Annotated in this window: 17 protein-coding genes; all 17 read right to left on the reverse strand. The window is 62.2% G+C overall.

All coding sequences use genetic code 11. The features are described from left to right. Positions 1–963 carry a DMT family transporter gene (locus O3306_RS17110; RefSeq protein ID WP_272009514.1) on the reverse strand — a complete coding sequence of 321 codons (963 nt, stop codon included), beginning with the start codon at positions 961–963 and terminating at the stop codon, positions 1–3. A 264-nt stretch (positions 964–1,227) separates the two neighbouring features. Beyond that, positions 1,228–1,674, reverse strand: a complete 447-nt coding sequence (locus O3306_RS17115) for a YaiI/YqxD family protein (RefSeq protein WP_272009516.1) — start codon at positions 1,672–1,674, stop codon at positions 1,228–1,230. An 80-nt stretch (positions 1,675–1,754) separates the two neighbouring features. Next, on the reverse strand, positions 1,755–3,188 hold the full coding sequence (gene sthA, locus O3306_RS17120; protein ID WP_272009518.1) for a Si-specific NAD(P)(+) transhydrogenase: 1,434 nt from the start codon (positions 3,186–3,188) through the stop codon (positions 1,755–1,757). Between the two features lie 3 nt (positions 3,189–3,191). Next, a complete protein-coding gene (gene fghA / locus O3306_RS17125) occupies positions 3,192–4,025 on the reverse strand; it encodes an S-formylglutathione hydrolase (protein WP_272009520.1) in 834 nt (277 codons plus the stop codon). 158 nt (positions 4,026–4,183) lie between these two features. Beyond that, complete coding sequence (locus O3306_RS17130) at positions 4,184–5,116, reverse strand: AEC family transporter (protein WP_272009522.1); 933 nt, start codon at positions 5,114–5,116, stop codon at positions 4,184–4,186. Between the two features lie 273 nt (positions 5,117–5,389). Further along, positions 5,390–6,367 (reverse strand): iron exporter MbfA, encoded by a 978-nt coding sequence (mbfA, locus tag O3306_RS17135; protein ID WP_272009705.1) that lies wholly within the window; start codon positions 6,365–6,367, stop codon positions 5,390–5,392. Positions 6,368–6,555: 188 nt separating this feature from the next. After that, the gene (locus O3306_RS17140; protein WP_272009524.1) at positions 6,556–7,740 is read right to left on the reverse strand and encodes an amino acid aminotransferase; all 1,185 of its coding nucleotides are present in this window, start codon (positions 7,738–7,740) and stop codon (positions 6,556–6,558) included. Further along, positions 7,740–8,597 carry a 3-mercaptopyruvate sulfurtransferase gene (gene sseA, locus O3306_RS17145; RefSeq protein ID WP_272009526.1) on the reverse strand — a complete coding sequence of 286 codons (858 nt, stop codon included), beginning with the start codon at positions 8,595–8,597 and terminating at the stop codon, positions 7,740–7,742. The genes O3306_RS17140 and sseA overlap by 1 nt, the downstream gene beginning before the upstream one ends. Before the next feature lie 114 nt (positions 8,598–8,711). Further along, positions 8,712–8,987 (reverse strand): hypothetical protein, encoded by a 276-nt coding sequence (locus tag O3306_RS17150; RefSeq protein ID WP_272009528.1) that lies wholly within the window; start codon positions 8,985–8,987, stop codon positions 8,712–8,714. Between the two features lie 102 nt (positions 8,988–9,089). Beyond that, on the reverse strand, positions 9,090–9,566 hold the full coding sequence (smpB, locus tag O3306_RS17155) for an SsrA-binding protein SmpB (protein WP_272009530.1): 477 nt from the start codon (positions 9,564–9,566) through the stop codon (positions 9,090–9,092). 265 nt (positions 9,567–9,831) lie between these two features. Beyond that, positions 9,832–10,053: a 50S ribosomal protein L31 gene (rpmE, locus tag O3306_RS17160; RefSeq protein ID WP_272009532.1), complete on the reverse strand. Its 222-nt coding sequence runs from the start codon at positions 10,051–10,053 to the stop codon at positions 9,832–9,834. A gap of 11 nt (positions 10,054–10,064) precedes the next feature. Further along, positions 10,065–10,448, reverse strand: coding sequence for a 50S ribosomal protein L19 (gene rplS, locus O3306_RS17165; protein ID WP_272009533.1), 384 nt, complete (start codon positions 10,446–10,448; stop codon positions 10,065–10,067). Positions 10,449–10,743: 295 nt separating this feature from the next. Further along, positions 10,744–11,049, reverse strand: coding sequence for an EthD family reductase (locus tag O3306_RS17170; RefSeq protein WP_272009535.1), 306 nt, complete (start codon positions 11,047–11,049; stop codon positions 10,744–10,746). A gap of 44 nt (positions 11,050–11,093) precedes the next feature. Then, complete coding sequence (trmD, locus tag O3306_RS17175) at positions 11,094–11,900, reverse strand: tRNA (guanosine(37)-N1)-methyltransferase TrmD (RefSeq protein ID WP_272009537.1); 807 nt, start codon at positions 11,898–11,900, stop codon at positions 11,094–11,096. Positions 11,901–11,940: 40 nt separating this feature from the next. After that, positions 11,941–12,774 carry a hypothetical protein gene (locus tag O3306_RS17180; RefSeq protein ID WP_272009539.1) on the reverse strand — a complete coding sequence of 278 codons (834 nt, stop codon included), beginning with the start codon at positions 12,772–12,774 and terminating at the stop codon, positions 11,941–11,943. Positions 12,775–12,941: 167 nt separating this feature from the next. After that, positions 12,942–13,100, reverse strand: coding sequence for a DUF1328 family protein (locus O3306_RS17185; RefSeq protein WP_272009541.1), 159 nt, complete (start codon positions 13,098–13,100; stop codon positions 12,942–12,944). An 84-nt stretch (positions 13,101–13,184) separates the two neighbouring features. Then, a complete protein-coding gene (gene rimM, locus O3306_RS17190; RefSeq protein WP_272009543.1) occupies positions 13,185–13,712 on the reverse strand; it encodes a ribosome maturation factor RimM in 528 nt (175 codons plus the stop codon). Positions 13,713–13,891: the final 179 nt, after the last annotated feature.

Below are 13,891 nucleotides of genomic sequence, written 5' to 3' on the forward strand. Positions count from 1 at the left end.
TCACCTGCGTGGTTGTGGCGGGGGTGGCGGCGTGCCAGCGTTTGTGTCGCGCCAGAGCAGGTAGAGGCCGGAAAGCACGATCAGCGCAATCCCCGCCCAGGCGTTCGGTTGCGGCCATGTGCCGAAAACAGTCACCCCCCAAAATATCGCCAGAGGCATGGCAACATATTCAAACGGGGCGGCAAAGGCCGCCTCGCTCAGCCGGTAGGCCTGACTGACCAGAATGCTGCCTGTGACTCCGGTGACGCCCAGCATGACAATGATCGCGATATCTTCAGGCGCCAGCGGTTGCCAGGCGCGCAGCAGGAATGCCAGCGATGGATGTGCGGAGGCTGCATAGCGCCCATCGCCCAGCACCAGACCGAACGCCGCGCTGGCGATGATGAAGGTCGCAAGAATGTAGAAAGCCATCGTGGCCGCACTTTCCGTCTCGCGGATGCGGCGGGTGATCATGTGCATCGATCCGTAGAGTACGGCGGACAGTGCCGGCAGCAGCGAGGCGACCTGAAAGGCCGATGTGCCCGGCTGCACGATCACCAGCACGCCGGCAAACCCGATGGCGATCGCCACCCAGCGGCGCGGGCCGACTGTCTCGCCCAGAATCAGAACTGACATTACGGCGATCGCCATTGGCGAGACGAAAAAGATCGCGATCGCATCGGCGATGGGCAGAGCCGCCAGCCCGAGAAACAGGCACATGTTGGCGCAGACCACCAACGAACCACGCAGCAGATGCGCCTGCAGGCGTCGGGTTCGAATGAGGCTGAGGCCGCCACTGAAGGGCATGACGAAGCAGAGGAAGAATGTCATGCCGACCAGCGAGCGATAAAACACCACCTGATGCAGCGCATAGTCGTCGCTGAGAAATTTGATACCCATGTCGTTGAACGAAAAGCACACCATGGATGCCAGTGCGCAGAGCGCGCCAATGATGTTGTTACGTCTTATCGTCTCGGCTGTCATGGGGGCCTTCGGGTGATGGGCCGACGCGGCGCGGAATGCGCGTGGGTCATTTCCGCCCAGAAGGCGCGAGAGGGGCGCGATTGTAAAGACCCTGTCGGCTGAAACGGTTCAGCCCGAGGCGAGCGCGACAGCCATCGCATCGAGGTGTCGGACGTCGCTGCCGCGCGCGCGATCCATGTGGCCGTTTCCAAAAACGTGCCCATCCCATGGGCGGCAGCCATGCGGTCGCTCCTATTGCTATCGCTTCAGGAGCATAACACGGAACTAGGCCGACGCGGCTCGCAGCGCCCGTTCCAGAGCATCAAGGAAACGCGACCGGTCGGCTTTGCTGAATCCCTTGCCGCCCCCCTGGCGGAACGGATCGGCGGCGCGGATATCGGCCATCAGATCGCGGGTGGCCAGGATATTGCCGATATTGGCTTGGGTCAGCGCCTCGCCATTGTGTTTGAGCACGCTCGCGCCGTTCTCGATACAGCGCGCGGCCAGTGGGATATCGCCGGTGATGACGATGTCGTCCGGTCCGGCGCGATCCGCAATCCACATGTCGGCAACATCGGGGCCATCGGGCACGATCACCGTTTCCACCAGCGGGTTCTGCGACGGGCGCAGACCGCCATTGGAGACGATGAACATCTGCACCTTGTGCCGGGTGCCCACGCGCTCGACTTCATCCTTGACCGGGCAGGCATCGGCATCGACATAGATCGGCATCGGTGGCTCCTAGGCGGGGTCAGAAAATTCGCCGAATTTTCTATGAATAGTTTTCTTCGGCGAAGAAAATGGCGTCTGGATCATCCGGGCTTCTTCGTATCGCTCCGCGAGACCTTGTATTCTTCGGGGATCGGCATGCGGTTGAAGGCATCCAGACCCGCGATCTTGTAGGCTTCGGCCAGCGTGGGATAGTTGAACGTATTCTGGACAAAGTAATCCACCGTGCCCTTGAGGTTCAGCACCGCCTGCGCGATGTGGATCAGTTCGGTGGCACCCTCGCCAACGATCTGCACACCCAGAACGCGCCGGGTCTTGAGCGAAAAGAGCATTTTCAACATGCCGTGCTCCAACCCCATGATATGGCCGCGGCTGGTTTCGCGGAAGCGCGCAACACCGACCTCATAGGGAATGCCGCGTTCCTGCATTTCCTCTTCGGACATGCCGCAGGTGCTGATTTCTGGGACCGAATAGATTCCGTAGGGGAACCACGGGCTCTCTGGCAATGTCGGGGTGTCAAGCGCGTGACAGGCGGCCACGCGACCCTGCTGCACAGCGGTGGAGGCCAGGCTGGGATGGCCGATCACGTCGCCCGCGGCATAAATGTGCGGCACAGTCGTCTGATAGGTCTTACGGTCTACTGACAGGCGGCCACGGTGGTCGGTCTCCAGCCCCGCCGCTTCCAGTTCAAGACCTGCCGTCGCGCCCATGCGTCCGGCGGCAAAGAGCAGCATCTCGCTGCGCACGTGGCGGCCATTGGCGAGGGTCACTTCGACATGCCCATTCGCATCCTCAATCTTGTCGATTGCTGATCCGAGCCGCAGGTCGACGCCGTTCTCGCGGATCTGATGGGTGAAATCACTTATCAGGGTCCGGTCGATGAAATCCAGAAAGCTGTCGCGTGGCTCGATCAGGGTCACACGCACATCCAGTGCCGAGAACATGGTGGCGTATTCCACACCGATCACGCCGGCGCCGACCACCGTCAGGCTGCGCGGGATTGTCGCCAGTTCCAGAAACTCGTCACTGTCCACGATGGTGGTGCCGTTGAAGGGTACGTTGTCGGGGCGATGCGTCCGGGTGCCGGTGGCGATCAGGAAACGGTCCGCCGTCAGCTTCGTGACATCGCCGGCTTCGGTCGCGACCTCGATATCGCGCGGGCCGGTGAACCGCGCCAGTCCGTGCAGCGTATCCACGTGATTGCGGGTGAACTGGTGCTCCAGTACGTCGACCTCGTAATCGAGCGTCTTGTGCAGCCGGGCCTTGAGATCGCTCGCGTCGATGTCCTCCTTCACCCGGTAGGAGCGTCCGTAAAAGCTGCGCTCGCGCCAGCCTGACAGGTTCAGTACCGTTTCGCGAAGGGTTTTGGACGGGATTGTGCCGGTATGCACCGACACCCCGCCCAGCCTGTCCTTGCGGTCGATGACCAGCACGCGGCGCTTCAGCTTGCCCGCCTGGATCGCGGCAGAGCGGCCTGCTGGCCCCGATCCGATGACGATAAGATCGTAATGGCTCATCGTTCAGACCCCATAGAGCGCCTCGGCATGGAACGCGATGTGGTCTTCCATGAAGCTTTGTACAAAGAAATAGCTGTGATCGTAGCCGGGTTGCATGCGGATCGTGGCGTGCTGGCGGCGGGCGGCGGCGGCTTCGGCCAGCGTTTCGGGGCGCAGAAGATCGACGAACTGATCCTGTGTGCCGGTATCGGTCAGCACAGGCCCGTCAAAGCCGCGTTCGCGCATCAACAGGCTGGCGTCATGGGCTGTCCATGCCGCCTGATCGTCGCCTAGGTAGGCGCCCAGCTGCTTGCGGCCCCAGTCGCTGCCGGTGGGGTTGCAGATCGGTGAAAAGGCCGAGACCGAGGCATAGCGCCCGGGCAGGCCCATCGCCAGTGTCAGCGCGCCGTGGCCGCCCATCGAATGGCCGGTGATCGCCTGCCGGTCCGCGTCGATGGCGAAATTTTCCGTGATCAGGGAAGGCAATTCTTCTGCCACGTAATCCCACATCCGGTAATGTGGCGCCCAGGGATTTTGCGTCGCATTCACGTAGAACCCCGCGCCCTTGCCCAGATCATAGGCGTCGTCATCGGCCACGTCGTCGCCGCGCGGACTGGTGTCGGGAAACACTAGCGCGATGCCCTGCTCGGCGGCCCAGCCCTGTGCGCCGGCCTTGGTCATGGCGTTCTCGTGCGTGCAGGTGAGCCCCGACAGATACCAGAGCACCGGCACCGGGCCTTCGCGCGCCTCGGCGGGCAGGAAGAGGCCGAATGTCATGTCGCATTTGCATGCGTCCGAAGTGTGGGAATAGACTCCCTGAACGCCACCAAAACAGGCGTTTTCCGAAACCGTTTCCATGTCACATCTCCCATATCCGATTTTTCGCCCCGAGATGTATCAGTGCCGCCCGGTCCGTGAAACGTCAAAAGCGGCATTTCCGGCGCGAGGCGGCCCGGATTGATGCCGCAGGGCGGGGATGTTTCCTCGTCGCTGCCGCAAGATCACCCTCTGAATGGTCAGTAGAGCGTGTTCACCCAGCCGATCACCAATGACACCGTCGCGACCGCCGCGCCGGTCGAGAGCAGGATCGACGCCGAGACGCGTTGCGGCGCCACGCCGTAATGCCGGGCCAGAATATAAACATTGCCTGCCACCGGAAGCGCAGCGGCGGCGATCATGACGGCGGCCGAATAGGGCTCGACATGGAACAGGAAAAGCGCCGAGAACGCGACGAAAGCGGGGTGCAGGATCAACTTGCACGCGGTCAACCAGACAGCGACGGACATCCGCTCGGCGGATTTGCTGGCCAATGACGCGCCGATCGCGAATAGCGCGCCGGGGGTTGCTGCGGCCCCCAGGATAGTGAGGAAATCGTTCATCGGGCCGGGGATCGGTAGGCGCAGGCCCGACCATGCAAGGCCCAGAGCGATCGAGACGATCATCGGGTTTTTCAGCAGCCCCAACCCGACGGTGCGCAGGATGCGGATGCTCACCCGGCCGTCGCGCGATCCGGTGATCAGGATCACAATGAGCGAGCCAAAGACAAGAAGATCGACCGCAAGCACCATCATCACCGGCGCAATCGCGGCCTCGCCCATCAGCATGACCAGCATCGGAATGCCCAGAAAACCGACATTGCCGATCACCGCGCATTGCGCCTCGACCGAGGCGACCTCGATGTTCAGCCCGCGCAGAAAGGCGACCATCGTGGCAATGATGTAGACGAACGCGGTTGCCCACAGATAGGCCATCACGAAGCGCAGATCGAAGATATCGGCAAGGCTGAGATTGGCGGCAAAGCGGAACAGCATTGCCGAGAGGGCAAAATAGAACACGAACTTGGTCAGCCAGCCGGTCGCCTCGTCCGAAAAGAAGCCGGTTTTTCCCGCGCCGAAGCCCAGCCCGATAATCAGGAAAAAAGGTATGGTCTGAAAGAAGATGGCGAGCATGGGCGCTTGGTAGCATCGTTTTGGGGTAGGTCAATCCATAGCGGTTTTGCTGACTGCCATCCGAGGTGTTATCATCTTTGCGGGGATTGTCGGGGGGCGAGGCCATTTCATGGGGCTTCGCCATCTCTTGGAGACTGCGGTTTTAGGCTGTTCGCGCTGCCAATCACGGGCCGTCCCCTGCCATCGTTTCGCTACGCGCGCGCCAGCCTCCGACAAGGCCGCGCCGGAGAAAGACACATTCTGCGGTGACGATTGCGCGCGGCCTGTTTGGTCTCAGCCGCTGCCGATCAGCACACCTGCGGCAAAGACCAGCGCACCGCCCAGCACCACCTGGAAGGCCGCGCGAAAGAACGGGGTTTCCATGAACTTGTTCTGAATCCAGGCAATCGCCCAAAGCTCGACGAAAACCACGATGAAGGCGATCACGGTCGCGGTCCAGAAATCCGTGATCAGGTAGGGCAGGGCGTGGCCCAGCCCGCCTATGGTGGTCATCGTGCCGCTGGCGAAACCGCGTTTGGTCGGGCTGCCGCGCCCCGATAATTCTCCATCGTCGCTGGCCGCTTCGGTAAAGCCCATCGAGATGCCCGCACCGACCGAAGCGGCCAACCCCACGAGGAACGTGGTCCATGTGTCGTGGGTGGCAAAGGCGGTGGCAAAAATCGGTGCCAGCGTGCTTACCGATCCATCCATCAGCCCGGCCAGACCCGGCTGCACCCAGGTCAGGATGAATTGGCGCTTTGCTGTCGCGTCCTCGGATGCTAGGGCGTGCGGGTCGAGGTGTCGAGCCTCCAGTTCTTCGGCGCTCTGCTGGTGCCCGGCCTCTGCGGCGGCCAGATCGCCCAGCAATTTGCGCGTGGCGGCGTCGGTGCTGCGCGCCGCCGCCTTGAGGTAGAACTGCTCTGCGTCCTGCTCCATCGCGGCAGCTTCGGTGCGGATGCGTTCCAGTCCGAGATTCTCGATCAGCCAGACAGGGCGGCGGGCATAAAACCCGGCCACATGTTCGCGGCGGATCAGCGGGATCACCTTGCCAAAGCGGGCCACATGCAGGTCGATCAGCTGTTGGCGATGGATATCTTCCTCGGCGGCCATGCCGTCGAATACCTCGGCGCTGCCGGGGTAATCGGCGCGGAGCCGCTCTGCATAGCTGCGGTAGATGCGTGCGTCATCCTCTTCCGAAGAGATTGCAAGCGCCAAGATTTCTTGCTCGCTCAAATCCCTGAAGCGTCGGCGTTGGGTCAGACCGGGGATCATGTGCACCTCACTCATTTAGAATGGTTCTAAGATATGGCGGGCGTGTGGGCGTTTGCAAGGCATCTTGCCTCAAGGCGGGGCTCGTTCAGGTAGTCACGATGTTCCTGGCCCGCTACCGCGCCTGAGCCACGAGGCCGCTTGAACCTCGTGGCCGTCATTCATGGAAATCGTCGTAAATTGCCGACGGGTCAGGCACCGACCTTGATCATTGCGCTGGCCAGCAACGGAACGGATTCGTCATTCAGCCCGGCGATGTTGATGCGGCTGTCTCCGACCATGTAGATCGCGTGATCGGCCCTGATCTTCTCTACCTGCGCGCTAGTCAACCCCAGGCGCGAGAACATGCCGCGATGCTGCGCGATAAAGCCGAACCGGTTGGAGCCCGAAAGGCGCTGCAATTCATCCGCAAGCTGTTGGCGCAAGGCCAGCATGCCGGTGCGGATATCTTCCAGTTCGGCCAGCCAGTCGGCCCGCAGGTCCGCATCGCGCAGAACATGCGTGACCAGCCGCGCACCGTGATCGGGCGGGAACGAATAGTTCTGTCGGTTGAGATGCGTCAGGTTGCCCTGGACCACGCTGCGGAGGCTGCTGTCCTGCGTGACCGCCATCATGATACCGGTGCGCTCGCGGTAGATGCCGAAGTTCTTCGAACAGCTCGCGGCGATCAGCGTCTCGGGGCAAGATGATGCCACCAAGCGCGTTGCCTTGGCATCGGCCTCCAGACCGTCGCCAAAGCCCTGATAGGCGATATCGACCATCGGCACTGCGCCGGTCTGGTTCAGCAGGTCGACCACCGCCTGCCATTCGGTCAGGTTGAGGTTGGCGCCGGTCGGATTGTGGCAGCAGCCATGCAGCAGGACAATGTCACCTTTGGACACTTTGCCGAGGTCTTCCATCATCCCGTCGAAATTGACACCGCCAGTCGCACTGTCGAAATACCGATAGGGCACGGCCTCGATCCCGAGATGGCGCAGGATGCTCAGGTGGTTGGGCCAGGTCGGGTCCGACACAAAGACCTTCGCCTCGGGGTTGGCCATCTGGACCAGTTCAAAGGCCTGCCGCAGTGCGCCGGTACCGCCCGGGGTTGCGATCGCGGCGACATTGCCGCGCGCTACGCTGGTGCCGAGCACGAGTTCGATCATCAGGTCGGAGAATTCCGGATCGCCTGCCAGATTGACATAGCTCTTGGTGGTTTCTTCCTCCCACCATTGCTTTTCGGCCTTTTTCACGGCGCGCATGATCGGGGTCTGACCGTGCGCGTTCTTGTAGACGCCAACGCCAAGGTCGATCTTGACCGGGCGCGGATCTTCCCGGAAGGCCTGCATGAGCATCAGGATCTTGTCGGGGGACTGTTCGGTAAGTGCGTTCAGCATCAGGCGTCTCCGGTTGCAATCGGCACGGTGGGCGAGGCACCCCATTCGGCCCAAGAGCCGTCATAGAGCGCGTGATCAGTTTTGCCGATTCGCTCCAGCGAGAGGTTTATGATGGCGGCGCTGACCCCCGATCCACAGGTCGTGATCACCGGCTTTGACAAGTCCACGCCAGTGGCGCGGAGGATATCGCGCAGCGCATCGGCGGACTTCATCGTGCCGTCCTCGTTCAGCAATTCGGTATAGGGCAGGCTCTTCGATCCGGGGATGTGCCCAGACCGCAAACCTTCGCGTGGTTCCGGAGCCTCGCCACGAAACCGTGCCGCAGAGCGGGCGTCGAGAATGGTGTAGTCGCCCAGCTTGGACGCGGCGGCGACCTGAGTGACGTCCTTGACCAGATGATTCTGCCGCCGCACGGTCATGTGTCGGTCACGTATCAATGGCGGCATGTCTTCAACAGGGCGGTTCTCGGCTTGCCATTTGGGAAATCCGCCGTCCAGAACGGCAATGTTCTGCTGGCCCATCAGCTTGAACAGCCACCAGATGCGCGCGGCCGAAAACAGGCCCGCGCCGTCATAGACCACCACCTGATGCCCGTCTCCGACACCCATAGCGCGCAGACGTGACATGAATTTCTCGGTCGTTGGCGCCATATGTGGCAGGGCCGAACGGCTGTCAGAGATATCATCGATATCGAAAAAACGCGCGCCGGGGATATGGGCCGCGTCATATTCGGCCTTGGCGTCGCGATCGGTGCCGGGCAGATACCAGCTCCCATCGAGGATACGCAGATCGGGATCCTTCAGATGGGCGCCCAACCAATCGGTAGACACCAGTGTTTTTGGATCGTCTGTCGCCATGTGGGCCCCCGCATTCCTGACTGCGTTCTGGGTACATCCCGACGCAGTGCAAGGCAAGACCGGCGGACTCGCTTCAGGGGAAACGATCGCGCCCGGAATCCCGGGCGCGCGCGCTTATTTGCCGATTGCGTTGCGGATGGTGCCGATGACCGCCAGCAGGGCACCGCCGCCAACGCCGCCCGACAGGAGCGGGCCGATGATTCCGGCGATATCCAGACCGCTACCCGCGACGGCATCTCCACCCATCATCGACAGGGCCTGCGCACCGATTCCGCCGCCCAGAATTCCGACGATGGAATTGCCCAAAACGCCGAGGTTCAGATTCTTCATCACGCCGCCCGCAGCATTGCCGCCAACCGCGCCCGCGATAATCCCTATAAGTAGGTCCATGTCATATTTCCTCTATGTTTGGGCCGTGCATATAACACTAGCCCATTCGCGGCGCTTGAGGTCAGGGGAAAAATGTCGGGCCCGCATCACCTGGCGCGTGGCTCAGCGGTGATCCTTGAGCAGGCGCTGCTTCTGCCGGCTCCAGTCGCGCTTGGCCTGAGTTTCGCGCTTGTCCACGGTCTTCTTGCCCTTGGCGATGCCGATCTTCAGCTTCGCCAGCCCGCGGTGATTGAAATAGAGCACCAGCGGCACCAGGGTCATGCCCTTGCGCTGGGTGTCGTTCCAGAGCCTTGCCATCTCGCGTCGCGAGACCAGCAGCTTGCGCCGCCGCTTCTCTTCATGGCCAAAGGTCTTGGCCTGTTCGTAGGGCGCGATGTAGCTGTTCACCAGCCACAACTCGCCGTCGTCAACGGCGGCATAGCTTTCGGCAATGTTGGCGCTGTTGGCGCGCAACGATTTGACCTCGGATCCCTCCAGGATGATGCCGCATTCGATGTCATCCTCGATGGCATAATCGAAGCGTGCACGCCGGTTCTCGGCGATCACCTTGTAGTTGGGATTGTCTTTTTCCTTGGCCATGCGCCTGACTTATGCACCGCGCGGCGCGATGTCCAGCGCGCGCGCTTGCATCTTCTGGCTGAAACTATCCTCGCCGAGGCATTCCGGCACAGCAGCCGGGCCTACGGTTGGCCGACCACTCGAAACCCCGAGCAATAACCCCATCGAATGCCCCAACGGTCCCGCCTGTGGTGCGCGTGGCATCAGGCCGCATTGGTAGTGCTGCAAACGATAAACGCCGCCCCGATCAGGGGGCGGCGCTTCTTCACTGTCCATTGGTCGGGGTTCAGAATCCCAGACCCTCGTATTTTTTCTTGAATTTCGAGACGCGGCCGCCGGTGTCCATCAGGCGGCTGGTGCCGCCAGTCCAGGCCGGGTGCACCGTGGGGTCGATGTCGAGCGACAGCTGGTCGCCTTCCTTGCCGTAGGTCGAGCGCATCTGAACGATCGTGCCATCTGTCATCTTGACGTCGATGACGTGGTATTCGGGGTGAATGTCTTTTTTCATCTCAGCAAACCTTACGCTTTTGCGCCCGCTTTGGGCTTGTAGTTGGCCACTTCGGCGATCCGGGCCGATTTGCCGCGACGTGCACGCAGATAGTAGAGCTTGGCGCGCCGGACACGACCGCGGCGTACCACGGTGATGCTGTCGATATTGGTCGAATAGAGCGGGAAAACGCGCTCGACGCCTTCGCCGAACGAGATTTTGCGCACGGTGAACGATCCGGCAATGCCCGAGCCGTTCTTACGGCTGATGCACACGCCTTCGAAGTTCTGCACACGGACGCGGGTGCCTTCGGTCACCTTGAAGCCGATGCGCAACGTGTCGCCGGCCTTGAAATCGGGAATCTCGGTCCCGAGCGAGGCGATTTGTTCGGCCTCGATCTGAGCGATAATGTCCATCGCTTCTCTCCTAAAATGCTTGCGGTTTTGGTCCGCAAAGTGTTTGCGCGTTCTCAGAGCTCTTGGGCTTCGTCCGGGTCCCTGCCGCAGATGCGACAAGCCCGCCAGAGATCAGATCGTCGTTTCCGTTCTTGTGCCTTTCGGCGCCCGTGATCTGCAACATTTGCGCTGCGCGTGCTCCGTCCGAAGAAAACGGGAATCGCTTGGCGCGGGGCAGGCCCCGGTACGGGCGCGATAAACCAGAATTGCGTGCCGAATTCAAGGCCATTCCTCCGGCCCCTGGCAAGTGCGCCGCTCAGAGCACCTCGCCGATCATCATCTGGGGGGTAACATCGGTGAAATTGGGGATATCTTCGACCAACGGGCCGATCTCGCCCATCGCGGCCCCGAAGGCGGCGGCGTCCGCAAAGACCAGCGTGGCGATGGCGTGATAGGCTGCGGGGGCGTTTTCCGGCCCCGAGATACCCCTTGTGACCAATGTGTTTTCCAGATGCGCGCCGAACTGCGCGGCAACCTTCGGCAGGTGCGTTTCCGTATAATAATCCATATCGAAATGGCTGCGTTCTGTAGCGGGGTAAATGACTTGTAGCGACACGCTCATTGGAATTCCTTTTTCAATGCAGAGGCATGTTAACAGATACTGTTTCAACCGTCCGCATTGCTGTTTCGGGCGCACCAGGCCTGCCACAGATCGGGGCGGCGGGCTGCGGTCAGCGCTTCGGCTTCGGCCTGGCGCCATTTGGCGATCTCGGCGTGATTGCCGGACATCAGCACGGGCGGAATCGGACGGCCCTGCCATTCGGCGGGGCGGGTATATTGTGGGTGCTCAAGCAGTCCGTTGGCGTGGCTTTCATCCTGGGTGCTTTCGGCGTTGCCCAGAACGCCCGGACGCAGACGAATGGCAGCGTCGATCATCGCCTGTGCCGCGATCTCGCCGCCGGTCATCACGAAATCGCCCAGCGACACCTCGGTCGCGCCGTAATGTTCGATCACCCGTTGGTCCAGCCCCTCGAAACGGCCGCAGATCAGGGTCACGCCGGGGGCGTCGGCCAGGGACTGTGCCATCTGCTGATCGAAAACCCGGCCGCGCGGGCTGAGATAGATCAGCGGCGCGCCCTGTGGTGTGTTCTCCAGCGCGGCCTCGATGGCCGCCCCCATCACATCGGCGCGCAGCACCATGCCCGCGCCACCGCCGGCGGGCGTGCCATCGACATTGCGGTGCTTGCCAATGCCGAAGCGGCGCAGATCGACGGTATCAAGGCTCCATAGCTCGTCCTTGAGCGCGCGCCCGGTCAGGCTCTCGCCCAGCACGCCGGGAAAGGCTTCGGGCAGCAGGGTGATCACCTGCGCCCGCCACGCGTTAGCCAGACGCGGGTTGTGCGTCATCAGCTCTTGCGGGGTCAGCGTGGGCCTGATGGATTTGCGACCGTGGGATTTGGGCGTGTCGGACATGGGCCAGCCCATACCGCGACGGTGCCACGCTGCGCAAGGCTCAGCTGTGCAAGGGGCCGAGGCCGATATAGCGGTGGATGCGCGCGGCGATCGGTGCCACGTCCGGGGCCAGTGGCTGCGCGTCGGCAAACCAGTCGGCGCCGGGCATCGCCTCTTGTGGCGCCCCCTTGTCCATCAGCATGGCGGCGATCTGCGCTGCCTCGGCGCGAACCGCAGGGTGCGGCGCGCTCAATCCGCCCTCGATGCAAAGCGCCACGAAGCTCTCGTGGCTTTGGGCGGGCCAGACATCGGGACGCGCAAGATAGCGCAGCAGCGCCAGATCAAAGGCATCACTACCTTCGCGAAAATCCGCGAGCAGGACCTGAAGGGTTGAGGCGGGATTTTCGGCCTCGATAGTGTCGAACAGGTCGGGTGCAGAGGCGGCCTCTATCGACGCATCCCAAAGCCGGGCGCGCAATGCCTCGGCCACACGGGCAGCGCTGCTGCTCTGCGAATCCGCGTCGCCGGTAAAGCTGTGGAAATTGGTGATCGCAGCTAGCGCGTCGTCCAGCACCTTATCCAGCTCAGGTCGATGACGGTAGCGGTGCATGCCGAGGGCAGCGGCACCTGTTGCAAGGCCAATGGGAAGCCAGAGCGGGAGCGCAAGCGCGCCTGTCAGCGCGGCGCCCATGCGCCCCAACCCGAAAAGCGCGCTACAGATGCCGATCTGCACCACCACCAGCGCCCCGAGATGGGCCAACCCCGACAGGTGCGCTACGTCAAGAGGGCGGGTCACAATTAGGTAGAGTGTGAAGATGGCGGTAAAAACGCCGATTGCGCCAATCGGCGCGGCACTCCATCCCGACAGGATCGGACCTGCGTAGAGTGGCGCCATTACCATCACCAATCCGGCGCTTGTGTAGCGTGCAGGCAGCCTCACCCGCATATTTGCGCGAGGCTTGGCATGTCAGTATCAGCGAGGGTCGGAAACGGGCGGATCATGGGGAATATTTTAAGACCCGCCCGGTCTCGCGCAAAGTGTTTTCTGGAAAGCTGGCGGCGCTATAAGGCGAGGACACCAAGTGCCAGAAGCAGCAACACCACCAGTGCCACCACGATCAGCAGTTGCGCCAGCGACAGTGCCATGCCTGACAGCCGGCCAAAGCCCAGAAGTGCGGCGATTGCCGCAATGGCGAGAAGAGTGATAATCCAGCCCAGCATGGCGTTATTCCTTTCAATAATCGGTGCCACTCCGGCACCGTGAACAAGGGAATAACGACGCGCAGCGGCGTATGGTTCCCGCCGTTAAGGCGTTTCGGGGTCAGGGAAGAGCCCGTCGGGCGGATCGGCCACGATGCGACCACCGGCCAGATCGACCGTCGGCACGGCGGCACGGGTGAAGGGCAGCAGCACCGTCTCGCTTGTGCCGGGCTGGGCGATTTCCAGCAGGTCCGACGCCCCGTGATTGAGCACGGTTTTCACATGGCCCAGTGACACGCCGCCGGTGTCGAACACTGCAAGCCCCTGAAGATCGGCATGGTAGTACTCATCATCCGGCAGGCTCGGCAGGCGGTCACGGTCAGTGTAGAGGCGTACGCCGCGCAGCGCATCGGCGTCTTCCTTGGTGGTGACGCCGCTGAGGCGGGCGGTAAAGCCGTTCTTGGCCTGGCCGGTCAGTGTTACGGTGAAGGACCGCGCGCCGTCTTCGGTGTGCAGCGGGCCGTAGGTGGCAATGTCTTCGGGCTGGGCGGTAAAGCTCTTGAGGCGCACTTCGCCGCGTACGCCGAAGGCGCCTGCGATGGCACCGATGCAGATGGTCATGTCTTTGCTCATCTTTTCTCTACCTTCAGTGTGCCGGTGGGGTCTTCCCGCCCGGATCACGTGCCATAAACGGGTGATCGCCCCGCGACGCGTACGGGGGCCATGCAAAACGTGTCGAGGCACCGCGTTAGCGGCGCCTCGTCCACGAGATCAGTGCGAAAGCGGCGCAGAGAGCGCCGCCACACCATCAG

The sequence above is a fragment of the Roseovarius sp. ZX-A-9 genome (assembly GCF_028369135.1).
GTDB lineage: Bacteria > Pseudomonadota > Alphaproteobacteria > Rhodobacterales > Rhodobacteraceae > Roseovarius.

Excerpts from the sequence above, each read along its gene's own strand:
- O3306_RS17110 (WP_272009514.1), bottom strand. The coding sequence starts at position 963 with ATGACAGCCGAGACGATAAGACGTAACAACATCATTGGCGCGCTCTGC.
- O3306_RS17115 (WP_272009516.1), bottom strand. The coding sequence starts at position 1,674 with ATGCCGATCTATGTCGATGCCGATGCCTGCCCGGTCAAGGATGAAGTC.
- sthA (WP_272009518.1), bottom strand. The coding sequence starts at position 3,188 with ATGAGCCATTACGATCTTATCGTCATCGGATCGGGGCCAGCAGGCCGC.
- fghA (WP_272009520.1), bottom strand. The coding sequence starts at position 4,025 with ATGGAAACGGTTTCGGAAAACGCCTGTTTTGGTGGCGTTCAGGGAGTC.
- O3306_RS17130 (WP_272009522.1), bottom strand. The coding sequence starts at position 5,116 with ATGCTCGCCATCTTCTTTCAGACCATACCTTTTTTCCTGATTATCGGG.
- mbfA (WP_272009705.1), bottom strand. The coding sequence starts at position 6,367 with ATGATCCCCGGTCTGACCCAACGCCGACGCTTCAGGGATTTGAGCGAG.
- O3306_RS17140 (WP_272009524.1), bottom strand. The coding sequence starts at position 7,740 with ATGCTGAACGCACTTACCGAACAGTCCCCCGACAAGATCCTGATGCTC.
- sseA (WP_272009526.1), bottom strand. The coding sequence starts at position 8,597 with ATGGCGACAGACGATCCAAAAACACTGGTGTCTACCGATTGGTTGGGC.
- O3306_RS17150 (WP_272009528.1), bottom strand. The coding sequence starts at position 8,987 with ATGGACCTACTTATAGGGATTATCGCGGGCGCGGTTGGCGGCAATGCT.
- smpB (WP_272009530.1), bottom strand. The coding sequence starts at position 9,566 with ATGGCCAAGGAAAAAGACAATCCCAACTACAAGGTGATCGCCGAGAAC.
- rpmE (WP_272009532.1), bottom strand. The coding sequence starts at position 10,053 with ATGAAAAAAGACATTCACCCCGAATACCACGTCATCGACGTCAAGATG.
- rplS (WP_272009533.1), bottom strand. The coding sequence starts at position 10,448 with ATGGACATTATCGCTCAGATCGAGGCCGAACAAATCGCCTCGCTCGGG.
- O3306_RS17170 (WP_272009535.1), bottom strand. The coding sequence starts at position 11,049 with ATGAGCGTGTCGCTACAAGTCATTTACCCCGCTACAGAACGCAGCCAT.
- trmD (WP_272009537.1), bottom strand. The coding sequence starts at position 11,900 with ATGTCCGACACGCCCAAATCCCACGGTCGCAAATCCATCAGGCCCACG.
- O3306_RS17180 (WP_272009539.1), bottom strand. The coding sequence starts at position 12,774 with ATGGCGCCACTCTACGCAGGTCCGATCCTGTCGGGATGGAGTGCCGCG.
- O3306_RS17185 (WP_272009541.1), bottom strand. The coding sequence starts at position 13,100 with ATGCTGGGCTGGATTATCACTCTTCTCGCCATTGCGGCAATCGCCGCA.
- rimM (WP_272009543.1), bottom strand. The coding sequence starts at position 13,712 with ATGAGCAAAGACATGACCATCTGCATCGGTGCCATCGCAGGCGCCTTC.